This is a genomic window from Micromonospora sp. U21, assembly GCF_018070045.1.
Classification (GTDB): Bacteria; Actinomycetota; Actinomycetes; order Mycobacteriales; family Micromonosporaceae; genus Micromonospora.
In genome coordinates this window covers 108,442-126,280 of the sequence record NZ_JAGPYK010000016.1, presented here as the reverse complement: position 1 = coordinate 126,280, position 17,839 = coordinate 108,442, and the positions used below count along the sequence as shown (strand labels likewise).

Annotated in this window: 17 protein-coding genes and 1 pseudogene; 11 read left to right on the top strand and 7 right to left on the bottom strand. The window is 71.7% G+C overall.

All coding sequences use genetic code 11. The features are described 5' to 3' along the window. Positions 1-161 precede the first annotated feature (161 nt). Positions 162-1,139, top strand: a complete 978-nt coding sequence (locus KBX63_RS21240; protein WP_210913281.1) for an aldo/keto reductase — start codon at positions 162-164, stop codon at positions 1,137-1,139. 48 nt (positions 1,140-1,187) lie between these two features. Here the strand turns inward: KBX63_RS21240 and KBX63_RS21235 are convergent, their stop codons facing one another. The 3 genes from KBX63_RS21235 to KBX63_RS21225 are packed head-to-tail and all read right to left on the bottom strand — an operon-like array spanning position 1,188 to position 3,308. Beyond that, positions 1,188-1,931 carry a YqjF family protein gene (locus tag KBX63_RS21235; RefSeq protein WP_210913280.1) on the bottom strand — a complete coding sequence of 248 codons (744 nt, stop codon included), beginning with the start codon at positions 1,929-1,931 and terminating at the stop codon, positions 1,188-1,190. 19 nt (positions 1,932-1,950) lie between these two features. Then, the gene (locus KBX63_RS21230; protein WP_307871781.1) at positions 1,951-3,111 is read right to left on the bottom strand and encodes a winged helix DNA-binding domain-containing protein; all 1,161 of its coding nucleotides are present in this window, start codon (positions 3,109-3,111) and stop codon (positions 1,951-1,953) included. After that, positions 3,108-3,308, bottom strand: a complete 201-nt coding sequence (locus KBX63_RS21225) for an epoxide hydrolase N-terminal domain-containing protein (RefSeq protein WP_210913279.1) — start codon at positions 3,306-3,308, stop codon at positions 3,108-3,110. Before KBX63_RS21225 ends, KBX63_RS21230 begins: the two co-directional genes overlap by 4 nt. 30 nt (positions 3,309-3,338) lie before the next feature. Here KBX63_RS21225 and KBX63_RS36465 point away from each other — a divergent pair. Further along, positions 3,339-3,527: pseudogene (locus KBX63_RS36465) on the top strand (transcriptional regulator); the annotation flags it as partial. A gap of 106 nt (positions 3,528-3,633) precedes the next feature. Next, complete coding sequence (locus KBX63_RS35345) at positions 3,634-4,521, top strand: DUF5709 domain-containing protein (RefSeq protein ID WP_247662782.1); 888 nt, start codon at positions 3,634-3,636, stop codon at positions 4,519-4,521. A gap of 57 nt (positions 4,522-4,578) precedes the next feature. On the opposite strand, the gene KBX63_RS21210 is transcribed toward KBX63_RS35345, so the two are convergent. The 3 genes from KBX63_RS21210 to KBX63_RS21200 form a co-directional block, all read right to left on the bottom strand. Next, entirely contained in the window at positions 4,579-6,159 is a 1,581-nt protein-coding gene (locus KBX63_RS21210; RefSeq protein WP_210913276.1) for a DHA2 family efflux MFS transporter permease subunit, read from the bottom strand. 503 nt (positions 6,160-6,662) lie between these two features. After that, a complete protein-coding gene (locus KBX63_RS21205; RefSeq protein WP_210913275.1) occupies positions 6,663-7,466 on the bottom strand; it encodes an IclR family transcriptional regulator C-terminal domain-containing protein in 804 nt (267 codons plus the stop codon). A 3-nt stretch (positions 7,467-7,469) separates the two neighbouring features. Beyond that, positions 7,470-8,906: an amidohydrolase family protein gene (locus KBX63_RS21200; RefSeq protein WP_210913274.1), complete on the bottom strand. Its 1,437-nt coding sequence runs from the start codon at positions 8,904-8,906 to the stop codon at positions 7,470-7,472. 195 nt (positions 8,907-9,101) lie between these two features. Here KBX63_RS21200 and KBX63_RS21195 point away from each other — a divergent pair, with 195 nt between their 5' ends. From KBX63_RS21195 to KBX63_RS21165, 7 genes are all read left to right on the top strand, one after another. Next, complete coding sequence (locus tag KBX63_RS21195) at positions 9,102-10,238, top strand: CaiB/BaiF CoA-transferase family protein (protein WP_210913273.1); 1,137 nt, start codon at positions 9,102-9,104, stop codon at positions 10,236-10,238. Continuing rightward, positions 10,223-10,993, top strand: a complete 771-nt coding sequence (locus KBX63_RS21190; RefSeq protein WP_210913272.1) for a citryl-CoA lyase — start codon at positions 10,223-10,225, stop codon at positions 10,991-10,993. Before KBX63_RS21195 ends, KBX63_RS21190 begins: the two co-directional genes overlap by 16 nt. Before the next feature lie 27 nt (positions 10,994-11,020). Then, the gene (locus KBX63_RS21185) at positions 11,021-11,887 is read left to right on the top strand and encodes an extradiol ring-cleavage dioxygenase (RefSeq protein WP_210913271.1); all 867 of its coding nucleotides are present in this window, start codon (positions 11,021-11,023) and stop codon (positions 11,885-11,887) included. Beyond that, a complete protein-coding gene (locus KBX63_RS21180; RefSeq protein ID WP_210913269.1) occupies positions 11,884-12,246 on the top strand; it encodes a hypothetical protein in 363 nt (120 codons plus the stop codon). Before KBX63_RS21185 ends, KBX63_RS21180 begins: the two co-directional genes overlap by 4 nt. Then, positions 12,243-13,208, top strand: coding sequence for a zinc-binding alcohol dehydrogenase family protein (locus KBX63_RS21175; protein WP_210913267.1), 966 nt, complete (start codon positions 12,243-12,245; stop codon positions 13,206-13,208). Before KBX63_RS21180 ends, KBX63_RS21175 begins: the two co-directional genes overlap by 4 nt. An 84-nt stretch (positions 13,209-13,292) precedes the next feature. Next, positions 13,293-14,717 carry an aldehyde dehydrogenase family protein gene (locus tag KBX63_RS21170; RefSeq protein ID WP_210913265.1) on the top strand — a complete coding sequence of 475 codons (1,425 nt, stop codon included), beginning with the start codon at positions 13,293-13,295 and terminating at the stop codon, positions 14,715-14,717. A gap of 277 nt (positions 14,718-14,994) precedes the next feature. Continuing rightward, the gene (locus KBX63_RS21165; RefSeq protein ID WP_210913257.1) at positions 14,995-15,828 is read left to right on the top strand and encodes a helix-turn-helix transcriptional regulator; all 834 of its coding nucleotides are present in this window, start codon (positions 14,995-14,997) and stop codon (positions 15,826-15,828) included. On the opposite strand, the gene KBX63_RS21160 is transcribed toward KBX63_RS21165, so the two are convergent. Beyond that, complete coding sequence (locus KBX63_RS21160; protein WP_210913254.1) at positions 15,806-16,006, bottom strand: hypothetical protein; 201 nt, start codon at positions 16,004-16,006, stop codon at positions 15,806-15,808. The two genes, KBX63_RS21165 and KBX63_RS21160, sit on opposite strands and share 23 nt — an antisense overlap. 564 nt (positions 16,007-16,570) lie before the next feature. Here KBX63_RS21160 and KBX63_RS21155 point away from each other — a divergent pair. Next, complete coding sequence (locus KBX63_RS21155) at positions 16,571-17,836, top strand: MFS transporter (RefSeq protein WP_210913252.1); 1,266 nt, start codon at positions 16,571-16,573, stop codon at positions 17,834-17,836. Positions 17,837-17,839 lie beyond the last annotated feature (3 nt).

Genomic DNA, 17,839 nt, shown 5'->3' with positions numbered 1-17,839 from the left:
CGGCCGGACCCGACCCGCGTCCCGTGACTCGCTGACGAGGCTGGCGCATGCCCCGACAGTATCGAAGGCTATCACCGCGAGTATCCGACCGGTGACGTCCGATCGGCAGGGGCGCCGCCGCGCGCTCGCCGGAGGCTGGAGCCCGCCGTAGCGTAGGGCGCATGCGAACCACCACGCTGGGCAGTGCAGGTCCCGAGGTCGGTGTCATCGGCCTCGGGTGCATGGGCATGAGCCACGGATACGACATCACCGGCCCTCGCGACGACGACACGTCGATCTCCGTCATCCGTGAGGCGCTCGACCTGGGGGCCACTCTGATCGACACGTCGGACGTGTACGGGCCGTACACCAACGAGGAGCTGGTCGGCCGGGCACTGGCTGGTGGGCACCGGGACCGGGCCGTCCTGGCGACCAAGGTGGGGCTGGTCGTCACCTCCCCGACCGGCGGCCCCGGCAACTCGCCGACCATCGGCAACAACGGGCGCCCCGAGCACATCCGCGCGGCGATCGACGACAGCCTGCGCCGGCTCGGCAGCGACCACGTCGACCTCTACCAGCTGCACCGGGTCGATCCCGACGTGCCCATCGAGGAGTCCTGGGGTGCGATGGCGGAGGTCGTGGCGGCGGGCAAGGCGCGGCACCTCGGTCTGTCCGAGGTGACGGTGGCCCAGATCGTGCGGGCGCAGGCGGTGCACCCGGTGGCGTCGGTGCAGTCCGAGCTGTCACTGTGGACCCGCGACCCGCTGACCGAGGTGCTGCCGTACTGTGCCGAGCAGGGCATCGCCTTCCTGCCGTTCTCCCCGCTGGGCCGGGGCTTCCTCGCCGGCCGGTTCACCTCGTTCGACGATCTGCCCACCGACGACTTCCGGCGTGGCCTGCCGCGCTTCCAGCAGGAGGCGCTATGCGCCAACCTCGCCATCGTCGGCCGGGTCCGGGAGATCGCCGATCGGGCCGGCGTCAGCCCCGCACAGGTCGCGCTGGCCTGGGTGGCCGCCCAGGGACGCCACGTCATCCCCATCCCCGGCACCAAGACTCCCAAGTACCTGGTGGACAACTGCGCGGCGGGGGACGTGCGGCTCAGCGCCGAGGACCTGGCCGACCTCGACGCCCTGCCCGCGCCCGAGGGTGGCCGCTACTGACGCCCGACGTGCCATCGCGACCGGCCCGGCGGGACCGGCACCAGCGGGTCAGCCTGGCCGGCGCACGGTGACCGGCGGGCCGAACCGCACCCCGACACCGGGGGAATACAGCACGCTGACCGGGGGCCCGATCGGCGCCGGCAGCCCGGCGGCGGCCACCAGTTCGTCGTCCAGGTGCAGCAGCTCGGCGCGGTGCAGCGGCCAGCGCGGGTGCCAGTTCGGCAGGTGCAGGGTGCGCCCGTACGCCCGGGTGTGCAGCCCCCAACGGGCCGTGACGAAATGCTCCAGGGGGGTCGGGTCGGCGATCCGCTCCCCCACCCGGACCACCATCCGGCTCGTCGCACCGGCCGGGCCGGGCCAGCGCCGCCGGCACCGGTAGGTGAGCCGGTCACCGTCGCGGTCCAACCGCATCGACGACCACAGGTACGGCAGCCGGAGCGTCGCCCGGGCGACCAGCACCGGCACCAGCCGGGACGCGTCGAGCGACCGGAACACCACCGCCCGCCGGCCGGTGTCGTCCACCGAGTAGAGCCGGACGTTGGTTTCCCAGAAGGTGCCGAAGTACGGCACCCCCGGCCCACGGCCGAGGCCCAGCCCGACCATCCGGAAGCCGATCAGGCCGACGTGGCTGACCCCGTCGAGGGTGTCCGGGTGGGTCCCGGCCGGCAGCAGCGGCGCGACGAGTTCCGGTGCGACGGGCCAGTGCAGGAAGGTGAGATCCTGCCAGCGCTGCCGCAGCATCGCCCAGGGGAACAGCCGCTGGGGCGCGGAGTCGACCGGCTCGATGTGCACAGCCTCATCCTGCCCCGGCTCAGGCGTGTGGACCGACATCCACCGCGCCGATGGTCAGCGACGCTGTTCCTTCCAGGATCTGACCGACCCGCTCGACCTGCTCCTCCAACGCCCGCCGTCGACGGGCGCCGAGCGTCCGCAACGGCTCGACCGTCACGTGGATCGTGCGACCGGAGCGGCGCTGGTGCCACACCCCGCCGACCGTCCCGTCGACCAGCAGCACCGGGTAGTTGCCGGCCTGCCCACGCGCCAGCGCCCGGTCGGCGGCCGCCGCGGGGAAGAGCAACTCACGCGGGTGGCAGCCGACCGTGTACGCGTCGAAGTAGGGCAGCAAACGCAACCCCGCCGGCTGGTCGTCCGGGAAGTCGGTGTCGCCGGCCGCCACCCACGCCCGCGCGCCCTCCACCGTGACGGGTGTCAGGTCCAGCGACTCGAACAGCTTCGCCGCCCAGGTCGCGGGTGCCGACAGCCACCGGGCGAACTGCGCCGGGGTGGCCGGCCCGTACGCGTACAGGTAGTGCCGGACGAGTTCGGCCAGCGCGGCCCGACCGCCCATCGGCGCGAACCCGGGCAGCCACCGGGCCGGGCTGGTGTAGGTGGTGGAGCGGCCGCGATTCGGGCCGAAGCAGATCACCCCGCCCCGGGTGGCGGCCGCCATCGCGGAGATCCACCTCGGCCACTTGTCCTGGAACGCCTCCATGACCCGATCGCCGGCCCAGGGCCCGGTGCGGGCGACGACCTGCTCGGTCAACTCGGCGGTGGTCAGCTCGGCCTCTGCCAGGGCGTCGGCGATGGCCGCGAGGACCCGCTCGGTCTGCTCGGGGGTCAGCAGGCTCTGCTCGTGCGACGCGACCGGCAGCTCGGAGAGCGCGCCGGTCCACATCGGCAGGTCGGCGGCGGCGAGCAGGTGCACGGTGCCGCGTGGCCCGCGGGTCTTGACCAGGGTGCGGTCCGTCCACAGTGCCTGGCGCACCACGGTACGGATGGCGCCCGGGACCCGCAGCCCGACGGACAGCTCGGCGGCGGAGGCGATCTGGGCATGCGCGCCGCACATCGCGGACACCACGGCGGCGACCGCTTCAGCCTCCGGCGCCAACCCGGCCGCGGTCGACGCCGGCGCCGAGAGCGCGTGCCGCTCCAGGCGTCGGGCGCACACCTGCGCCCAGCTCAGGCGGGTCACCGCAGGCTCCCGAAGAAGGCGCGGATGTCCGCCGCGTGCGCCAGCGGCTGGTGGTCGGCCAGGTCGCGCAGGTAGTCCACCGGCACCCCGCGGCTCCACTCGGCGCCGGGCAACGAACGGGGCCACCGGGTCCCGGAGAGCCGGTCACGCAGGTCGTCGAGGTCCGATTGCGGGATGTCGATGCGGGATGGCGCCATGCCGGCCACGTTACGACCTAGGTATGTCAGGTGAGCCAAATCCGACACCCCCGCCCGGCTGCTGGGCCTGCTGTCGAACCGCTGCTCACCTGGGGTCGGCCGACGGTCAACCCCGAGCGGCTGACCGCGCTGGCCGCCGCCGTCACCAACCGCGAGCAGTTGCGGTTCGCCTACCGGCGGCGCGACGGCGCGGCCGGTGAGCGGCTGGTCGAGCCCTACAAGCTGGTGTCTGCGGGCCGCCGCTGGTATCTGGTGGGCTACGAAGCTGCTCGAACTGACGCCGGTCTACCGGGCGGTGGTGACCCTGCACGCACCGGTCCAGCGGATGACCGGCCCGCTCGGTGGCGCCTCGGTCGACCTGGAGCCGATCGACGTCAACTCCTGCCGGTTGCGCGGTCACGCCGACACCCTGGACTGGCTGGCGTGGCGCCTGCTGACCCTCGGCTGCGACATCGAGGTGCACGAGCCGCCGGAGCTGATCGCGTACCTCCGGGAGATCGGCGCCCGGGCAGCTGCACGAGGGTCTCAAGGACTCGCGTCTCGTGCTGCTGGAGCGCAGCGGACACTTCGGGCACATCGAGCAGCCGGCGGAGTTCACCCGCGCCGTGATGGAGCTGCTGGAGCGCTGATCCCGCGCCGCGAGTCGTACCCCGAGGTCCGCCCGTCGTGTCCGGGGGCCTCGGGGGTGCGGCGCCGGTGGGCGGTCATAGGCTGGTCCCGTCGCTGCGCCGTGAACGAAGAGGAGACCATCGTGAGCCAGGCCGAGCGGATGGATTCCGTCGACGAGTGGAACGTGGCCGAGGACGACGGGGTGCTGGACGCCTCCGACACCCTGGACGACGATCGCGTCAGCGACCCACTCGACACCGGCATCATCGCCGAGGACCACTGGACGGCGGCGAACCGGTTCGGCACCACGCCCGCCGAGGAGCGGGCGGGTGAGTCCCTGGAGCAGCACCTCGCCCAGGAGGAACCGGACACCGACCCGTACGCCGAGAGCGTCGACGACGAGGATGAGCTGACCCGACGGGGATACGAGCGCGAGGCGCGGGCGGGTCGCCTCGTCGCCGACGACGAGGGTCTCGGCGAGGACGAGGAGGCCGAGTCGGTGGCGTGGGACGTCGGGATCGATGGAGGCGCCGCCAGCGCCGAGGAGGCTGCGATCCACATCATCGAGGACCCGAACGGGCCCGGGGACGGCCCCCTTCGCTGAACGCCGCGCCGCCGCGCTCGGCACCACGAGGGGCGTCGAGCGCGGCGGGCGGGTCGCTCAGTGGATGACGACGGGCGCCTTGACCAGCTCGGCCTGGTCGTCGAGCGGCTGCGTCGGCTTCCGCCGACGCGGCAGCAGGGCGGCCGGAACGAACGTGAGCAGCACCAGCGCGAACGCCACCCAGAACGTGGTGGCGAACGACCTGGCGGCGAAGTCGAGCCCGCGCTCGATGAGCGACGGGTCCACCGGCGTCTGCTGGAGCAGCTCCGGCCGCTGCTGGGCGGCGATGGCCAGCCCGGCCTCGGTGACCGGCTTGCCGCTCGGGTCCACCAGGCCGGGGATCGGCCGGGAGCCGTTCAGCTCGTTGGTGAGGATCACCGACATCACCGCGGCGCCGATCGACCCGCCGATCTGCTGGAGGATGTTGACCAGCGTGGAGCCGCGCGCCACGTCGTGGGCCTGGAGCGTCCGCAGCGCCGACGTCATGATCGGCATCATCGTGCCGCCCATGCCCAGGCCCATCACGAACAACGACCCGCCGAGCAGCCAGTACGAGGTCTGCGGGTCGACCTGGGTGAAGCTGAAGAACCCGGCGACGATGAGCGCCAGCGCGAACGGGACCGTACGGCCGATCGGCACCCGGTCGGCCAGCATGCCGGCGATCGGCATGGTCATCATCGCGCCGATGCCCTGCGGGGCCATCAGCAGACCGGCGGCCAGCGTCGACTCGCCGCGCACCTGGAGGAAATAGCTCGGGAACAGCAGGCCGGCGCCCATGAACGCGATGATGAACACGAACAGCGTCACCGAGGCGATGGTCAGGTTGCGGTTGGTGAACAGCCGCAGGTCGAGCAACGGGTGCCGGGGCTTGAAGGAGTAGAGCACGAACGCCACCACCAGCGCGGCGCCGACCAGCATGGGCGCCCACACCTTGGTCTCGGCGAAGGTGCCCGTCTCCGGCAGTGACGAGACGCCGTAGAGGAACAGCGCGAGCCCCGGTGAGAGCATCAGCATGCCGATGAAGTCGAACGACTCCGACGGCTCGGGAGCGTCCTTCGGCAGCGCCATCTGCGCGTAGACCAGCGCGATCACGCCGATCGGCAGGTTGATCAGGAAGATCCAGTGCCAGCTCGCGGTGTCGATCAGCCAGCCACCGAGGATCGGGCCGCCGATCGGCCCGAGCAGCATCGGGATGCCGAGGACCGCCATCAACCGACCGATCCGGTGCGGCCCGGCGGCCCGGGTCATGATGGTCATGCCCAGCGGCATGAGCATGCCGCCGCCGAGGCCCTGCAGAACGCGGTAGCCGATCAGCTCGCCGATCGTGTCGGCGGTGGCGCAGAGCCCGGACCCGATGGTGAACAGGGCCAACGCCACCATGTAGAGGCGTTTGGTGCCGAACCGGTCGGCCGCCCACCCGCTCAGCGGGATCACCGTGGCCAGGGCGAGGGTGTAGGCCGTCATCGTCCACGCGACGCGGGCGTACGACGCGTCGAACTCGCTCTGGAACGTCGGCAGCGCGACGCTGACCACCGTCACGTCGAGGATCGACATGATCGCGCCGAGGACGACGACGCCTGCCACCTTGAGCACCGCGGCGTCGAGTTTGTCCGATGTCGCGACAGATTGCTGTGTCACAAACGCTCCTGAAGTCGGTTGAGCCGGCGTCTGGTGGGCGGTGGCGGCGGTGCCGCGCCGACCAGTCGCGGGGCGCGGCGTACCGAAGCGACGACGCGCGCAGGCAGACTATCCGCCGGTTGTGACGATTCGCCGCCGGATTTCGTGACCGCCCGGCCGCGCGTCCGAACGGCCCTCCGATTACAACCGGTCGTCGGGGTGTCGGTCAGCGATGGGCCGACCGAGCCACCGTCGACGCAGTCGCCAAGGGCGGTTCCCACGTGGAGGCGCGGCGAGTTACGTGCCGGGGGCTGACCCCCGATCGTGCCCTTTGCTCTGCTTGACCTGACGCAACACCGAGGGGCCCGCACTGTTGCGCGGGCGTAAGCAGAGCAGAGGGCGCACAGAGAGAGGGCCGGGGCCCGGCGGCCGCACGCGGAGGAGGAGGACGCAGAGCCGCGAGCCGCGAGCGAGCTGCGCGCCGCGAGCCGCGGCTCAGCGCACCCGGCCGGCGAGGTTGACCCTCAGGCGGTGGTCACCGGCACCGCGGCCGTCAGCGCCCAGTCGTGCCCGATGTCGGCGGCGGCGCGTAGCAGCAGGGGCAAATGGTCGTCGAGCAGCGTCTCCAGCGACGTCTCGGCGGCGTGCACGGTCACGTTGATCGCGGCGATGACCCGGCCGTCTCCATCGCGGACGCCGGTGGCGACGGACCGGATCCCCGGAGCGAGGTCCTGGTCGGCGAGCGCCCAACCCTTCGCGCGCACCTCGCGCAACACGGCGTCCAACTCGCCGGGCGAGGGCTGCCAGCGGGGCGTGATCCCGGAGCGGGTCGGCTCGGCGAGCACGGCGGCCAGTGCCTCCGGGGGCAGCCCCGCGAGCAGCACCTTGCCCATCGACGTCGCGGGGGCCGGGAAGCGGGTGCCGATGGTCACGGCGAGCGTGACGATCTTCGGTACGGCGACGCGGGCGACGTAGACGATGTCACTGCCGTCGAGCTGCGCCATCGAGGTCGACTCGTTGGTCTGCGCGACGAGCTTCTCCATGTGCGGGCGGGCCACGTCCCACATGTTCAGCGCGTTGACGTACGCCATCCCCAGTTCCAGGACGCGCGGGGTGAGGGTGTGGCCACGGCCGACCGCGCGGACGTAGCCCAGCGACTCGAGGGTGATGAGGATGCGCCGGACCGTGGGCCGGGCCAGGCCGGTGGCGGCGGCGATCTCACTGAGCGTCATCGACGGGCAGGCCGGACGGAAGGAGCGCAGGACGTCGAGACCACGGGCGAGAGCCTCGATGAAGTCGGGCCCGGCGCCCCTTCCGTTGTCACTCATGTCCTAATGCTTCCATTGCGCGGAGCCGGCGTCCCACTCGGTGTACTGGTACGGGTTCTCCAGGATCGCGGTCTCGGGGACGTCCGGGTTCATGCCCCGCTGCCACGCCTCCTCCCCCATGGTCTCGCGGAGGTGGTCGATCGTGGCCGCCACCCCGGCCCGGGCGGCGGCGAGGTCGACGTCGACCAGGCGGCCGTCCCGCTTGACGATCCGGCCGCCCACCAGCACGGTGTGCACGTCGCCGCGCTGGGCCTGGAAGACGACGTGACCGTTTGGGTTGAGGATCGGGAACATCACCGGCGAGGCGTCGTTCTTGATCAGGACGATGTCGGCCTGCCGGCCGGGGGTGAGGGCGCCGATCGTGGAGTCCATGCCGAGGGCGCGGGCACCGCCCCGGGTGGCCCACTCGACGACCTGCTCGGCGCGCAGGTGACAGTGGGTGATGGTGTCCTGCTTGGCGTGCGCCTCCAGGTGCTCGCGGGAGCGGTCGGCGCCGAGGGTGCTCCGCATCGCCGAGAAGAGATCGCCGCTCCACCAGACGCTGGTGTCCATGGAGAGCGACACCGGGATGTCGTGGTGGCGCAGCTGCCAGGTGGGCGGATAGCCCTGCCCGGCGCTCTGCTCACTCTCCGTCGAGACGGAGACCGAGCCGCCGGTGGCGGCGATCCTGTTGTACGAGTCATGGGTGAGCGTCGCGGCGTGCACGTAGACGGTTGAGGGGCTCATGAAGCCGTGCTCGTGCATCAGCCGGATGCCGTCGTCGTTGGTGGCGCCCCACACGCCGGCGTGGGTGGTCACCGCGACGCCCAGTTCCCGGGCCACCTCGAAGGCGGCCCGCTCCGGGAAGGCGGGATCGCCGGTGACGTCGAACGCCATCTGGAAGCCGGCCAGCTTGCCACCGTCGACGCGGCGGCGGTGGAAGTCACGGAACTCCGGCGAGGTGGCCCACTCCCACGGGCCCTGCTGGATGTTGCCGTAGGCGAGCACGAACCGTCCGTCGACCGCCTCGAGGGCGTCGACGGCCGCGTCGGCGTGGTCGGGCGTCTGGAGGCCGTGCGACCAGTCGACGGTGGTGGTGACGCCCGCGTCGACCGCCTCGATCGCGGCGAGCAGGTTGCCGGCGTACACGTCCTCGGGCCGGAACAGCCTGCCGGATTCCAGGTAGTACCAGACGAAGTACTGCGTCAGGGTCCAGTCGGCGCCGTACCCCCGCATGGCGGTCTGCCACATGTGCCGGTGGGTGTCGACCATTCCCGGCATGACGATGCCGCCGGCGGCGTCGATCTCCAGGGCGTCGTCGGGGGCGGTGAGGCCGACGCCGACCTCCGCGATCCGGTCGCCGATGACCAGCACGTCGGCGCCGGGCAGCACCGTGTGTGCGTCGTCCATGGTGAGAACCAGGCCGTTGCGGAAGATCACCGGCCGGGAGGTTGCGCTCATCGCCACCCCTTCCTTTCCGGGTACGAGGGATCCGGACCACTGTCCGCTCTGCGGTCAGCCCGAGTGGCGCCAGTGTGGTCCCGGTCACGAGTCGTGTCAAGGACGTGTTTCGGCACAAGGAAGTGGCCGTTGACAGGTCCCGGCCGGTGACGCAAGCTGTTTCGGCGGACAGGTGTCCGCAGAACGGGCGGAAACATGGTGCAGCAATCGACGGGGCCACTGGCCGGCCTGCTCGTCGCGGACTTCTCCCGGATCCTCGCCGGGCCGTACGCCACGATGCTCCTGGCAGACCTGGGCGCCCAGGTGATCAAGGTGGAGAGCCCCGGTGGCGACGACACCCGCACCTGGATGCCGCCCACCCGCGACGGCGTCTCGACGTACTACCTCGGCATCAACCGCAACAAGCGGTCGGTCGCCCTCGACCTCAAGAAGCCGGACGACCTGGCGGCCGCGCAGGAACTCGCCCGCCGGGCCGACGTGATGATCGAGAACTTCCGGCCCGGCGGCCTCGCCCGCTTCGGCCTGGACTACGACACCGTCACCGCCGGCAACGAGAAGGTCGTGTACGCGAGCATCAGCGGTTTCGGCACCGGCGCCGGAGCGGACTTCCCCGGCTACGACCTGATGGTGCAGGCGATCTCCGGCCTGATGAGTCTCACCGGCGACCCGGACGGCCCGCCGTACCGGGCCGGCATCTCCGTGTTCGACGTGATGGCCGGGCTGCACGCGAGTATCGGCATCCTCGCCGCGCTGCACCACCGGGGCGCGACCGGGAAGGGGCAGCACGTCGAGGTCAACCTGCTCGGCTCGGCGCTGTCCGGCCTGGTCAACCACTCCAGCGGCTACGTCGCCGGTGGCACCGTTCCGTTCCGGATGGGCAACGCGCACCCCAGCCTCTTCCCGTACGAGCCGCTGCCCACCGCCGACGGCGAGCTGATCGTCATCGCCGGCAACGACGGGCAGTTCCGCAAGCTCTGTCAGGTGCTCGACCTGCCCGACCTGCCTGACGACCCACGCTTCGGGCGCAACCAGGACCGCACCGCCAACCGCGAGCAGCTGCGGCCCCTGCTCGTCGAACGGCTCGCCAAGCGGACCAAGGACGAGTGGTTCCGTGACCTGCTCGCCGCGGGCGTACCGTGCGCACCGATCAACACCATCGACGGCGGCGTGGCACTCGCCGAGGAGCTGGGGCTCGACCCGGTGGTCGCCGTCGGCGACGTGCCGGGGGTCCGCAACCCCATCACCTTCTCCGACACCCCCGCCCGGTACGAGCTGCCGCCGCCCGGGCTCGACGAACACGGCGAGGAGATCCGCGCGTGGCTGAAGAGCTGAGCTTCCCCACCGGGATCGGCACCTCCGACCCGACCACCATCTCGCTGCTCGGGCAGGACCTGGCCGCCGACCTGATGGGCACGGTGGGCTTCGGCGAGCTGGCGTACTGGCTGGTCGCCGGCCGCCGTCCCACCCCGGGTGAGGTACGGGTCTTCGAGGCGGTGCTGGTGGCACTCGCCGACCACGGCTTCACCCCCACGGCGATCGCCGCACGACTCACCTACCTGTCCGCGCCGGAGTCGCTACAGGGCGCGCTCGCCGCCGGCCTGCTCGGTGGCGGCTCCCGCTTCCTCGGCGTCACCGAGGACTGTGGACGCTTCCTCGCCGACACACTCGCACAGGCCGGCGAGGTGACCGACTACGACGCCGTGGCGCTCGAGGCTGTCACCCGGGCCAGGCAGGAGCGCCGGCTGGTCCCCGGGCTCGGCCACCCCGTGCACAAGGAACAGGACCCCCGCACCCCCGTCCTGATCCGGATCGCCACCGAGGAGGGTCTGCACGGCCCGCACCTGCGACTGTTCGAGGCCATCGGACGGGTGCACCCGCAGGTGCTCGGCCGGACCCTGCCGCTCAACGGCGCCGGGGTCTGCGGCGCGGCGCTCGCCGACCTCGGGCTCCCCGTCGAGATGCTGCGCGGTTTCGCCCTGCTGGCCCGCGCGGCCGGGCTGCTCGGGCACCTCGCCGAGGAGCGGCGCCGACCGCTCGGCATGGACATCTACCGCACCGTCGACCGCAACGCCGTCTACGAACCCTGACCCCTCTGCTGCAGCGAAAGGAGCGGAATGGCCACCGTCGTCGCGGTCATCGCCTCCACCCACCACCCCTTCTACTACCGGGCCAGCACGGCCACGGGCGAGGACCGGCCACCGTTCGCCGACGAGTGGACCAGCAAGATCCTGGCCTTCCGCGAGACGTTGACCCGGGCCAGGCCCGACGTGCTGGTGATGGTCGGCTCCGACCACTTCCACCAGCTCTGGCTGGACAACATGCCGCAGTTCCTGGTCGGCAAGGCGCCCCACTACGACGCCAACTGGTACAACGAGGAGCGCGAGTTCGGCCTGCCCCGCATGCTGCTCAAGGGCCAGGAGGACCTGTCTGGGCACATCCTGCGGGCCGGTCTCGACGCCGGCTTCGACCTCGCGTTCAGCAACGAGCTGCGGATCGACCACAGCATCACCTGCCCGATCATCACGCTTCGGCCCGAGGCGGACCTGCCGATCGTGCCGATCTACACGAACATCTTCGCGCCGCCCCTGCCACAGCCGAAACGCTTCGTCCAGCTCGGCGCGGCGATCCGGGAGATCGTCGAGTCGTGGCCGTCGCACCTGCGGGTGGCCGTCATCGGCACCGGTCATCTCTCGCTGGAACTGGGTGGTCCCCGTCAGTTCGGCCCGCACGGCCCGGATCCTGAGTTCGACCAACGGGCCGTCGAGTGGATCGCCAACGGCGACCTCGACGGGTGCCTGCGCGAGGTCACCCTGGACAGCCTGCACTCGCCCGGCAACGCCACCCACGGCTTCATGGACTTCATGCTCATGATGGGCGTGGCCGGGGCCGGCGTGAAGGCCGACTACGTCGACACCCTCGACCTGTTCCACACCATGGAGGCGTACTTCACCTGGTACCCGAATGGAGCGCCGGCGGCATGAGCAAATACCTGCTGAACAAGTTCCTCTTCATGGTCGACCGGGACCCCGAGCTGGTCGAGCGCTACCGCAGCGAGCCGCGCGAGCTGGTCGCCTGGTGGGAGGCCGAGTGCGCCAACACGGTGCTGAACTGCCACGGCGGTGAGGCGAGCACCTGGCTGCGCTTCGACGAGGTGGAGCGGGAGGCGCTTGCCACCCACGACCACGTGAAGCTGTTCGAGCTGGGCGCGCACCCGTTCCTGACGCTGACCCTCTTCATCGCCCTCTTCGAGCGGGACAACACCGAGCCGCTGGAGTACCAGAAGTCCTACGGCGCACGGCTGGCGCACTTCGCGATGCCCTACCCGGACATCGCGACGTGATCCGCGCGGCCCTGCTCACCGCCTGCGGCACTCCGCCGGCCATTGCCGAGCGGCCGGCCCCGGTGCCGGCCGGCGGCGAGGTGGCGATCACCGTCGAGGCGGTGCCGATCACCCCGCTCGACGTGCTGTGCGCCACCGGCACCAGCTACTTCGGCACGCCGGCGACACCGTACGTGCCGGGCGTGCAGGGCGTCGGCCGGCTCGCCGACGGCACCCCCGTCTGGTTCGGCACCTCGGCCGGCATGCGGCCGGGGGTCGACGGCAGCATGGCGACCACGGTCGCGGTGCCCACCGCCGACGTGGTGACGCTGCCGCCCGACGTACCGCTGACCCTGCTCGCCGCTCTGGGCCTCTCCGCGGTCGCCGCGCACGCGGCCCTGACCCGCTCCGGCGAGCTGGTGGCCGGTGAGCAGGTCATCGTGCTGGGCGCCGGCGGCGTGGTCGGCCAGGCGGCCGTCCAGCTGGCCCTGCTCGGCGGGGCGCGGCGCGTGATCGCCGTGGCCCGCTCCGCCTCGGCGCGGGCCCGCGCCGAGGAGCTCGGTGCCGCGGTCGCCGTCCCGCTGCTCCCGGATGACGACGTCGCGTCGATGGCCGACAGGCTGCGCGACGCCGCCGACGGTCCGGTCGACCTCGTTCTCGATCCGGTCTTCGGCGTCCCGGCCGCGGCGGCGCTACGGGTGCTGCGCCCCGGTGGCCGCCTGGTCAACCTGGGCAGCGCCGCGGGAGCGACTGCGCCGATCGAGTCCGCCGTGTTGCGCAGCGGCTCGTTGCGGATGATCGGCTACACCAACAACGGGTTGTCGACCGAGCAGCGGGCTGCGTCGCTGGCCGTGGTGGCCGGGCACGCGGCCGCCGGCCGGCTCACCGTCGACCACGAGATCGTGCCGTTCGCCTCGGTCGCCGACGCCTGGTCCCGACAGGACAACGGCACCGCGGCCGGCCGCGTCGTCCTCGCGCTCTGACCGGCCCCGGCCGCAGCCAGGGATCGCGAAACCCTGGATAGACCGCACCTGGTTGGGGCTCGGCTCCGGTGCCACGGTCGGTGCATGACACCTTCCACCTACACCGTCACCGGCCACTGGATCGGTGGCGGGATCGTCGCCGGCTCGGCCGGCACCCTTCCCGTCGTGAACCCGGCGACCGGCGACATCGTCGCCGAGACACCGGCCGGCACCGCCGCCGACGTCGACCGGGCCGTCGCCGTCGCCCGGGCCGCCTTCCCGGCCTGGGCGGCGACCACCCCGCAGCACCGGGCGGACGTGCTGCGCCGACTCGGCGCCGGCCTCGCCGCCAGGCAGGAGGAGATCGCCGGGGCGATCACCGCCGAGATGGGCTCCCCCATCGGCATGTCCCGTACCGCCCAGGTCGGTTTCCCGGCCGCCGTGCTCGAATCCGTCGCCGGCCTCGCCGACGACTTCGCCTGGACCGAGGAGGTCGGCAACTCGCTGATCGTCCGTGAGCCGATCGGCGTGGTCGGTGCGATCACGCCGTGGAACTTTCCATTGCAGCAGATCGTTTCCAAGCTGGCGCCGGCGCTGCTCGCCGGCAACACGATGGTCTTCAAGCCGTCCGAGAACGCCCCGCTGACCGCGCGGATCCTCGCCGAGGTCGCCGCCGAGGCTGGCGTACCGGCGGGAGTGTTCAACGTGGTGTACGGCACCGGCGCGGTCGTCGGCGAGGCCATCTCCGCCCACCCGGACATCGACATGATCTCCTTCACCGGCTCCACCCGGGCCGGGCGGCGGATCGGGGCGGTGGCGGCGGCGACCGTCAAGCGGGTCGCGCTGGAGCTGGGCGGCAAGGGCGCGAACATCATCCTCGACGACGCCGACCTGCCGAAGGCGGTCACCACCGGCGTGCTGATGTCTTTCGCCAACGGCGGCCAGGTCTGTGGCGCGTGGCCACGGATGTTGGTGCCCGCCTCCCGGCAGGACGAGATCGTGGCGCTGGCCGTCGAGGCGGCGAGGCAGTTCGCCGTCGGCGACCCCACCGACGAGGCGACCCGAATCGGTCCGATGGCCTCGGAGGCCCACCGGCAGAAGGTCGTCGGGTACATCGAGCGGGGCGTCGCCGACGGCGCCCGGCTCGTGTTCGGTGGCCCGGGCCGACCCGAGGGCCTGGCAAAGGGCGCCTATGTGCAGCCGACGATCTTCGCCGACGTCGCCCCGACCTCCGCGATCGCCCAGGAGGAGGTCTTCGGCCCGGTGCTCACGATCATCCCGTACGCCGACGAGGACGAGGCCGTGGCCATCGCCAACGGTACGCTGTACGGCCTGACCAGCGGGGTCTTCGGCGAACCGGAGCACGCCCTCGCGGTCGCGAAGCGGCTGCGGGTGGGCCAGGTCGACGTGAACGCCGGTCACTGGAACCCGCTCGCCCCCTTCGGCGGCTACAAGCAGTCCGGCAACGGCCGCGAGTTCGGCCGCTTCGGCCTGGAGGAGTTCCTGGAGATCAAGTCCATTCAGCGCTGACCGCGCCGGACGGCCCGGCTCGCACCGTCGGGCCCTCGGGCCGGGCCGTCCGGTCCCGTCCGCCCTCGGTGCGTCCTTTGCTCTGCTTCAACCGGCGCAACGCCGGTTGTCCGGATAGCCGACGTGTGGTGTTGCGTAGGTTGAAGCAGAGCAAAGGACGCAGTGCGGGGCCGCCACGTCCAGGTTCCCAGCGCCGGTGCGGAACAGCGCGCCCCTGCCCGCCTGTTACATCCCACGTGCCCGTTGACCGTCGGCACCAACCGATCGAGGAGTCACCGTGGACCGCGCCCAGCTCGCCAGCTTTCTGCGCACCCGACGCGAGGCGCTCCAGCCCGAGGACGTGGGGCTGCCCCGGGGTCAACGCCGCCGGACCGGAGGGCTGCGACGCGAGGAGGTGGCCGCGCTGAGCGGAATGTCCACCGACTACTACAGCCGGCTGGAGCAGCAGCGGGGGCCGCACCCCTCGGAGCAGATGCTCGCCGCCCTGGCCCGTGGCCTGCGACTCTCCCTGGCCGAGCGGGACCACCTCTTCCAGCTCGCCGGTCACGCCGTCCCGCACCGCACGGTCCGCGCCGACCACGTCAACCCGGGCATGATGCGGATCCTCGACCGACTGCACGACACTCCCGCCCAGGTGGTGAACCACCTCGGCGAGACCCTGGCGCAGACCGCGCCGGCGATCGCACTGCTCGGCGACGAGACAAGGCACACCGGGCTGGCCCGCAGCCTGCACCACCGCTGGTTCACCGACCCGCAGACCCGGCGATTGCACCCGGCGGAGGACCACGCCACGCAGAGCCGGCTCCTCGTGGCGCACCTGCACGCGGCGTACACCCGCGACGGCCGGGGATCGCGGGCGGCGGCGATCGTCGATGCCCTGCTCGCGGCGAGCCCGGAGTTCGGCGAGCTGTGGCGGGAGCACCCGGTGCCGGGCGGCTACTGCCCGCCGAAGCACTTCGTCCACCCCGAGGTCGGGCCGCTGGAGCTGCACTGCCAGACCCTGGTTGATCCCGACCAGTCCCAGACGCTGCTGGTCTTCACCGCCGTGCCCGGCTCGGAGAGCGACGAGAAGCTGCGGCTGCTCACCGTCATCGGCGCTCAGCGCGTCTGACCCCGATCAGCTCCTTCAGGAACGCCAGCAGGTCCTTGTTGACCTGGTCCTGCATCGTCGCCGTCATGCCGTGCGGTGCGCCCGGGTAGTAGATCTCATTGGCGTTCGCGACGAGCTGCGCGGTCTTGTCGGTCGAGTCGGTGTTGCCGTTCGGCGGTGACCGGGTGCTCGTCGCCAACGACAACAACTTCCCAAGCAACGACGGGCGCATCCCGGGGCGCGCGGACGACACCGAGCTGATCGTCATCGACGTGCCCGGCTGCGATAGGCCCCGACGCAACGACGGCTCCCGGCGCGGGTGCGCCGGGAGCCGTCGTTTGTTTGCGTCCTGTCCGCTGTACGGACGATCAACCGCGAGACGGCACCGCGTGGATGGCGCGACCGCCGACCGGGCCGAACCTCCGCAGGGTCGGCGCGGCGAAAAGGCATGCGAACGCCCTGCTCATCCGCAGTCACGTTGGTGGCCCCAGGTCGACGGGCAACATCGCCCGGCAGGCCGGGAAAAGCCTTGACCAAGCCGTTGTCCGCGTGACGGACAGCCGTGAAATCCGCGTAACAGCTACGTCAACAACCGCCTCTTGACAGGCCGATAGAGAGGCTCCATCGTTACGCCAACGTTCTCGCGGATCGTCATACGGACAACCGTCCGGATCAGCAGCGCGAAGCACTCGACCGCCCCACCCCACCAGATCCTCACCGCGGGACGTCGCGCGCCGCCGTCGACTGAAGGGGAGACACCACCATGACCGAGACACTGAAGGGCCCGACCGAGCCCGCGCCCACTCGAACGGCCACGGGCCTGACCCGGGTGTCGATCGCCGTCGGATTCGCGGTGCTGTGCGCCTCGTACATGCTCAACGCGATGGACCGGCAGATCTTCTACCCGCTGCTGCCCGAGATCCGCAGCGAGTTCGGCTTCTCCCTGGGTCAGGGCGGGCTGCTGGCGACCGGCTTCACGCTCGGCCTCGCCCTGGCCGGGCTGCCCGCCGGGTACCTGGTCGACCGGGTCTCCCGCAAGACCATCATCCTGATCAGTGTCCTGGTCTACTCGATCGGGACGCTGGCGATCCCGCTCGCCTCCGGCTTCGTCGACATGAGCGTGTACCGCCTGATCTCCGGCGTCGGCGAGGGCGTGCAGGCCACCGCGCTCTACGCCGTCATCGGCGCCTTCTTCTTCCACCGCAGGGCGGTCGCCGCCGGCGTGGTGGGCGTCGCGTTCGGCGCCGGCATCTTCCTCGGCCCCCTCGTCGGGACCAGGCTCGCCAACGTGTGGGACACCTGGCGGGCGCCGTTCTTCGTCTTCGCCGCGGCCGGCCTGGTGATGTGCCTGCTCATCGCTGTGATCGTCAACAAGCGACTGACCGAGGCCGTCACGGGCGCCAACGCCGGGCCGCAGGGCAGCTTCGACCACGTGCCCGCGAGCCCGTACAACCGCAACACCCTGGGCCTGGGCATCGCCTGCGCGGTGTCCGGGCTGGTGTTCTACGGCTTCCTCGGCCTGTACCCCACGTTCCTGCGCGAGCAGCTCGGGTTCACCCCGGAGCAGGCGGCACTGGCCGTGTCCGTCTCGGGCTTCGGCGCGATGATGGCCCTGCCGGCCGGCTGGCTGGGTGACCGGGTCAACCAGCGCTACCTGCTCGCCTTCGCCTTCGTCGCCACGTCCGCCACCGCGTACGTCACCTACCAGCTCGCCACGTCGGCACCGGCCCAGTACGTGCTCGCCTTCCTGATGGGCGCCTTCGCCAGCGGCTTCCTCTTCACCAACTGCACGACCGCCATGCAACGAGCCGTCCGACCCGAACACGTCGGGCGGGGCGCGGGCCTGTTCATGCTCTCCCACTACGTGGCCGCGGCGTTCTCCGGGCTGCTCTTCGCGCGGCTGGTGGCCGGTCTCGGCTGGGACGGCGCCGGACTGTGGCAGCTGACCGTCCTACCGGTCGTCGGCATCGCCGGGCTCGGCCTGGTCGACACCTCGAAGATGGTGCTCCGCCGGCCGGTCCAGCCGTAGCGA

Coding starts and splice junctions, on each gene's coding strand:
- KBX63_RS21240 (WP_210913281.1), top strand. CDS start 162: ATGCGAACCACCACGCTGGGCAGTGCAGGTCCCGAGGTCGGTGTCATC.
- KBX63_RS21225 (WP_210913279.1), bottom strand. CDS start 3,308: ATGGCGCCATCCCGCATCGACATCCCGCAATCGGACCTCGACGACCTG.
- KBX63_RS35345 (WP_247662782.1), top strand. CDS start 3,634: ATGACCGGCCCGCTCGGTGGCGCCTCGGTCGACCTGGAGCCGATCGAC.
- KBX63_RS21205 (WP_210913275.1), bottom strand. CDS start 7,466: ATGAGTGACAACGGAAGGGGCGCCGGGCCCGACTTCATCGAGGCTCTC.
- KBX63_RS21200 (WP_210913274.1), bottom strand. CDS start 8,906: ATGAGCGCAACCTCCCGGCCGGTGATCTTCCGCAACGGCCTGGTTCTC.
- KBX63_RS21195 (WP_210913273.1), top strand. CDS start 9,102: ATGGTGCAGCAATCGACGGGGCCACTGGCCGGCCTGCTCGTCGCGGAC.
- KBX63_RS21185 (WP_210913271.1), top strand. CDS start 11,021: ATGGCCACCGTCGTCGCGGTCATCGCCTCCACCCACCACCCCTTCTAC.
- KBX63_RS21180 (WP_210913269.1), top strand. CDS start 11,884: ATGAGCAAATACCTGCTGAACAAGTTCCTCTTCATGGTCGACCGGGAC.
- KBX63_RS21170 (WP_210913265.1), top strand. CDS start 13,293: ATGACACCTTCCACCTACACCGTCACCGGCCACTGGATCGGTGGCGGG.
- KBX63_RS21155 (WP_210913252.1), top strand. CDS start 16,571: ATGACCGAGACACTGAAGGGCCCGACCGAGCCCGCGCCCACTCGAACG.